Below are 6525 nucleotides of genomic sequence, written 5' to 3' on the forward strand. Positions count from 1 at the left end.
GATTCTCTAAATGTATAATGTATCACGAAGGAAGTGTTAATTTGAAGAGAGAAGAGCTGGCCCTGGAGATAGTCAAAGACTTCCCGGCAGAAGATTTCCGGCAAAATTTGATTGAATGGTTTAAAAAAGAACAGCGTACCCTTCCGTGGCGGGAAAACCAGGACCCTTACCGTGTATGGGTCTCAGAGATCATGCTCCAGCAGACGAAAGTGGAGACGGTGATTCCTTATTATGAAAATTTTCTCCGTCAATTCCCTACGCTGGAAGACCTGGCCTCCGCAGACGAGCAGGAAGTATTAAAAGCCTGGGAGGGTCTAGGTTACTATTCCCGTGCACGAAATTTGCAAACTGCGGTAAAAGAGGTAGTGGCGGAGTACGACTCCAAAGTACCGGATACAGTCCGGGAAATAGGCTCTCTCCAAGGAGTGGGGCCGTACACGCAAGGGGCAATCCTCAGTATCGCTTACGACCTCCCGGTACCGGCCGTGGACGGGAATGTTATGAGAGTATTATCCCGGATTCTTCTGGTAGATGAAGATATAGCGAAACAGTCGACGAGGAAACTGTTTGAAGCGCTGGTCTCCTCCCTTATTTCATCCGAAGATCCGAGCTCTTTCAATCAGGGTTTGATGGAACTGGGGGCTATCGTGTGTACCCCAAAATCCCCCTCCTGCCTTTTGTGTCCGGTTCAGGATCACTGCCGCGCTTTTCATAAAGGGATTGAAAATGAATTGCCGGTGAAGTCCTCCAAAAAGACACAAAAAACAATTCGCTATCGCACGTACATAGCAGAAAACGAGGACGGGGAAATACTTATAGAAAAACGGCCCGGCAAAGGGCTTTTGGCTAACCTGTGGCAATACCCGATGGTCCTGGAGGAGGAGGCGGAGAAAGGTCGGCTTGACGGTTTGAAAATCGAAGAAAAAGGGATGGTCGATCGGATTAAGCACACATTTTCCCACCTCATCTGGGAAATGGAAGTGCACCGTGTGAAAGTCATCTCCGGTACGTTTAACGGAGAACAGGGGAAATTCGTGTCGAAAAATGAGCTTACTGTCTATCCGTTTCCGGTCTCCCACCAGAAAATCCATCCTTACATCCGGTGAAAGACCTGGAAAACAAAGAGCATGAGGACAGGCGGGAGCAGTCATCCACCGGCGGAAATGAAGAGGAAGAAAAGCGAATTTGGGGCGGAGAAGGCTGGTTTTCATTAAGGTAAATGAAGTGAAATGTTTTCAATTGGCAGGTATCCCCGTTATAATTGGTAGAAGTGAACGCAGTTAAGAAAGGGGTGGAATTCGTATGTCCAGCCCATCGCCTGGCAAGCGAATCAAAATTCAAAGTTATAAACACAATGGAAAACTGCACAGAATCTGGAACAGTACTACGATTTTAAAAGGGACGGAGACTGTACTGATCGGTGCGAATGACCGTACGACCGTAACGGAAAGCGACGGGAGATCGTGGATGACAAGGGAACCGGCGATCTGTTACTTTCACACGAAATACTGGTTCAATGTCATCGGAATGTTGAGGGCAGACGGAGTGCATTATTACTGTAACATCAGCTCTCCTTTTATTTACGAAGACGAAATGATCAAATATATCGATTATGATCTGGATGTTAAAGTCTTCCCCGATATGACTTATAAACTGCTGGATGAAGACGAATATAAACTTCACCGCAGACAGATGAACTACCCGCACGTTCTTGACCGGATTCTGTACAACAATGTAGATATTCTGGTCCGCTGGATACATCAGCGTAAAGGTCCTTTTGCTCCGGAATTCATAGATCAGTGGTACGAACGGTATTTAACGTATAGGTAGATTGGGAAGAGCGCACTTTAATAGTGCGCTCACTTATTTTGATAGTAGAAAGAAGGTACATTCTGTATGGATACCATTAAGAGGTATATGTATTTTGTAACTCCATATAAATGGAAAATCGTCTTTACGATTATGATCGGCGTCGTTAAATTCGGAATTCCTTTACTGTTGCCGCTTATTTCGAAGTACGTAATCGACAACATCATCGGCAGTGAATCCATGGCCCAGTCCGAGAAAGTGGATCAGCTTCTCTGGATTATCGGAGGGGCCCTGTTCCTCTTCGTCGTAGTTCGTCCACCGGTGGAATATTTACGCCAGTACTATGCTCAGTGGATCGGCAGTAATATTTTATATGATATCCGTGACTATTTATTCGATCACATTCAGCGACTGAGTCTCAGATATTACTCGAAGACAAAATCGGGAGAAATCATTTCCCGGGTAATACACGACGTGGAGCAGACGAAAAACTTTGTAATTACAGGACTCATGAATATATGGCTTGATATGGTAACGATTCTCATTGCCGTAATCATCATGCTTACGATGAACGTATGGCTGACACTTGTAGCCATAGCTCTGTTTCCTCTGTACGGGTTCGCCGTGAAATATTTCTATTCACGCTTACGCACTCTTACCCGTGAGCGGTCCCAGGCTCTTGCGGAAGTCCAGGGACACTTGCACGAGCGGGTGCAGGGAGTACCGGTCACCCGGAGTTTCGCTCTTGAAGACTACGAACAGAAACAGTTCGATGAGAAAAACTCCAACTTCCTGACTAAGGCGATCCGTCATACGAACTGGAACGCTTATACGTATTCCGTGACGTTTACGATTACGGACCTTGCTCCCCTTCTTCTTATAGGGGTGGCGGGTTATCTCGTGATCGGCGGTTCTGTCACCGTGGGTACGATGGTGGCTTTTGTCGGTTATATGGATCAGGTTTACGGACCGCTCCGGCGGCTTGTGAACTCAGCTACCGTTCTGACACAGTCCATCGCTTCCATGGACCGGGTCTTTGAGTTCATCGACGAACCTTACGATATCAAAGACAAAAAAGGTGCCCGGAAATTGACGGCTCTGGACGGTAAAGTGACGTTCGACAACGTCTCTTTCAGTTACGAACAGGAAGAACAGGAAGTTCTGAAGAATGTTACTCTTCATGTCGATCAGGGAGAGACGATTGCCCTCGTAGGAATGAGCGGGGGAGGGAAATCGACCCTTATCAGTCTGATTCCCCGCTTCTATGATGTAACCGGCGGCCGTATTCTGGTAGACGATACGGACGTCAGGGACGTAGAAGTCCGTTCGTTAAGGGATCAGATAGGTATGGTTCTTCAGGACAACACTTTATTCAGTGAATCGGTAGCCATGAATATTAAGATGGGGAATCCGAATGCAACAGATGAACAGATGATGGAAGCGGCCCGTGCAGCCAATGCACATGAATTCATCACCGGGCTTCCTTACGGGTACGAGACCCTGGTCGGAGAGAGAGGCGTCAAGCTCTCCGGCGGACAAAAACAGCGGATAGCCATTGCCAGGGTGTTCCTGAAGAACCCTTCTCTTCTCATCCTGGACGAAGCTACTTCCGCACTGGATCTTGAAAGCGAAAGTCTGATTCAGTCTGCACTGGAACGACTGGCTTCGGCACGCACCACTTTTATCGTTGCCCACCGGCTTTCCACGATTACCCACGCCGACCGCATAGTGCTGATCGAAAACGGTCATATTGTGGAGAGTGGCAGACACGACGAACTTATGGCCAAAAGAGGTCACTATTACAATCTTTATCAGGTTCAGGAACTGGACGATGTACCATTATCCTGAAGAATGGATGCCAGCCTGCAAAACTCCGGTTTTGCAGGCTTTTTTGTATATAATCCCCGGTCTTTATACCATCTGACCTCAGGAATATCACTATCTGACTCGTTTTTTCTTTCAAATTGTCAGTCGGTCGGACAATAGTTTGAACGAATACTGAAAGTTTTTGAAAAGAGACCGATAGTAAGAGTAAAGCTGCTTCGGTACCGGTTTAATAAAAATAGATAGTAGAGCACTTTTATAAGTGAAGCAACGAGTGTGACCGGTATATTAAAAAAAGAAGGGAACATGTTATGGAGAACACGGGTAATTACATTACAGAGCTTGTGCTGCTTTCGGTCAGTATAGCAGTATTCGCTTCTTACACTTCTCTGTTGATCGCTCAGCGTATGCTGCAGAACTCGAGCGGAAAACAGCGTACACTGTGGGCAGTGACGGGGAGTATAGTATTTGGCAGCGGGGTATGGTCCATGCATTTCGTGGCGATGCTGGCGTTTGATATGAATATGGTGGTTACCTACAACCCCTATCTTCTTTCATTAAGTATTATTAGTGCTGTATTGGCAAGTTTTGGAACTTTTTTTGCGATAAACAGATTCTCAGGAGATTGGCGTTTTCTGTTTTTCGCCTCTCCTTTTTTAGCTGTGGGCGTACTCTCCATGCACTATGTGGGGATGGAGGCTATGCAGATGAACGCAGAAATCATTTACGACAGGGGATTGGTTACTCTCTCGGCTCTTATCGCTTTCGGAGCCTCTACTGCTGCTCTTTATATCTTTTCTTTACAGGAGAAGAACGATTCAAAAAACAATATTCTGGTTATGGGAGGAAGTTCAGTGCTGATGGGAGCGGCTATTTCAGGGATGCACTATACAGGTATGGCTTCGGCCACTTATGAGATGAAGGAACCGCTCGGAGAACCGGCAGCGGAGGCAGCGATTAACCAGGGGGTTCTCGGATACTTTATCGGAGTCATCTTCCTGGTAATCCTTTTCTGTCTGGTAATTGTCATTTACTACAATAGAAAAATGGAAGCTGCGCATAAAAATTACTCCCTGAGCAGTAAAATCCATAAATCTATTATTAAGTCCGCCAACGATGCTATTATCATAGCCGATAAAGAGGGGACGATACTCAGTTGGAATAAAGCTGCGGAGAAGATATTCGGATATACTTCAGAAGAGATTATAAAACAGCCTCTTACCACTATAATGCCCGAAAAATATCGTTCAGCTCATGAAAGAGGATTGGCGGAGTATTTAAACACGCGAAAGAAAACTGTGACCAATCAGACTGTACAACTTGAGGGGCTGCATAAAACGGAAGGTGTCTTTCCTGTCGAGTTGTCTCTGTCAGCTGTGCATGAACAGAGAGACGTCTATTTCACGGGCATTATAAGGGATATATCAGAACGTGTGTCGCATGAGAAAAGAATCAGCGAGCTGGTTTACAAAGACGATCTTACAAAGTTGCCGAACCGGAGAATGCTGCACGATCATCTCTCCATGTCTCTTCAACAAGCAGCTAAAAATAACACCAGTGTCAGCATATTATTTCTGGATCTTAACCGTTTCAAGAGTATCAATGATCTGTACGGTCATAACATGGGAGATGAACTGCTGAAAAGTCTGACGGAACGCTTGAAGACACTTCTGCCTTCAGAGGCTATACTTTCCAGAAACAGCGGGGATGAATTTGTTATCGTGTACCCCGAAGCCACTTCCTACCAGGTAAGCAGCTTTACGAGGAACATTGCACAGGCGCTTGGAAGTCCGTTCTTATTAAGAGAGTTTAAAATTTACACTTCTCTTGCCATAGGGGTCAGTACATATCCGGAGGACGGGGAAATAGCAGACGAACTGATTAAAAACGCCGATATGGCAATGTATCAGGCTAAGAAGAAAGGCGATAATATCGCGTGCTTTTTCACGGAATCGATGAATGAAGAGGTTTCCAGAAAGACGCTGCTGGAAATCGGTTTGCAACAGGCTCATGAAAGTGGGGAGCTGACTCTTTATTATCAGCCTCAGGTGAATACGAATACGGGTGAAGTCATCGGGATGGAAGCTTTGCTCAGGTGGGAACACTCTGAACTTGGAAGAATTTCACCGGCGGAATTCATACCCCTTGCAGAAGAATCGAAGTTGATCATCCCTATCGGGGAATGGGTACTTAAAGAGGCTTGTAAACAATTCAGGGAGTGGCTGGACGAAGGGTACGAACTCGGGCACGTTGCGGTGAATATTTCGTCAGTGCAGTTTCAAAACCGCGAATTGCCCGAAGTCATCGGGAAGATACTGGAAGAGACACAGCTGCTGCCCGAGTATGTAGAGCTTGAGATTACCGAAAGTGTCGTCCAGAATACGAAAGAGGCCATTCCTATTATGAAAGAACTGAAACAGATGGGTGTAAAGCTTTCGCTGGATGACTTCGGCACCGGTTACTCCTCCCTGAAGTATTTGAAAGATTTTCCTCTGGACACTTTGAAGATAGACAAATCGTTCATTCAGACAGTACACGAAAGTGAAAAAGACCAGGCGGTTATCGATACTATCATCAAAATGGGGAATCGTTTAGCTTTGAACGTAATAGCGGAAGGTGTGGAGACCTCAGGGCAACTGGACTACCTGAAGGAGAGGCAATGTCTGTACTATCAGGGGTTCCTGTTCAGTAAACCGATTTCCAAGGAAGACGTACAGAGACTTTTATTTAAAGGAAGAGTCAGCTGAGGGTGTCAGGAATGTATGAGCATTAAGAAAAGGAAGCCCGCGGGCTTCCTCAGGCTGTCGAGAAAGTCTCGGCAGCTTTTATTTGTTTTCTGTTTTTTAATAGATCACTTCGTTAATTTGTTATAATAGCTGTAACTTATCAACG

4 protein-coding genes are annotated in these 6525 nt (G+C 45.8%); all 4 read left to right on the forward strand.

What is annotated here, in order from left to right:
* The first annotated feature begins 41 nt into the window (after positions 1-41).
* The gene (mutY, locus tag BW931_RS08160) at positions 42-1106 is read left to right on the forward strand and encodes an A/G-specific adenine glycosylase (protein WP_008588514.1); all 1065 of its coding nucleotides are present in this window, start codon (positions 42-44) and stop codon (positions 1104-1106) included.
* 196 nt (positions 1107-1302) lie between these two features.
* A complete protein-coding gene (ntdP, locus tag BW931_RS08165) occupies positions 1303-1830 on the forward strand; it encodes a nucleoside tri-diphosphate phosphatase (protein ID WP_008588516.1) in 528 nt (175 codons plus the stop codon).
* A gap of 66 nt (positions 1831-1896) precedes the next feature.
* Positions 1897-3657: an ABC transporter ATP-binding protein gene (locus tag BW931_RS08170; protein WP_008588518.1), complete on the forward strand. Its 1761-nt coding sequence runs from the start codon at positions 1897-1899 to the stop codon at positions 3655-3657.
* A 287-nt stretch (positions 3658-3944) separates the two neighbouring features.
* Positions 3945-6380 carry a bifunctional diguanylate cyclase/phosphodiesterase gene (locus BW931_RS08175; protein ID WP_076571426.1) on the forward strand — a complete coding sequence of 812 codons (2436 nt, stop codon included), beginning with the start codon at positions 3945-3947 and terminating at the stop codon, positions 6378-6380.
* Positions 6381-6525 lie beyond the last annotated feature (145 nt).

Origin of the sequence: Salimicrobium salexigens (assembly GCF_900156705.1) — a bacterium.
GTDB classification, from domain to species: domain Bacteria; phylum Bacillota; class Bacilli; order Bacillales; family Halobacillaceae; genus Salimicrobium; species Salimicrobium album.

Excerpts from the sequence above, each read along its gene's own strand:
- ntdP (WP_008588516.1), top strand. The coding sequence starts at position 1,303 with ATGTCCAGCCCATCGCCTGGCAAGCGAATCAAAATTCAAAGTTATAAA.
- BW931_RS08170 (WP_008588518.1), top strand. The coding sequence starts at position 1,897 with ATGGATACCATTAAGAGGTATATGTATTTTGTAACTCCATATAAATGG.
- BW931_RS08175 (WP_076571426.1), top strand. The coding sequence starts at position 3,945 with ATGGAGAACACGGGTAATTACATTACAGAGCTTGTGCTGCTTTCGGTC.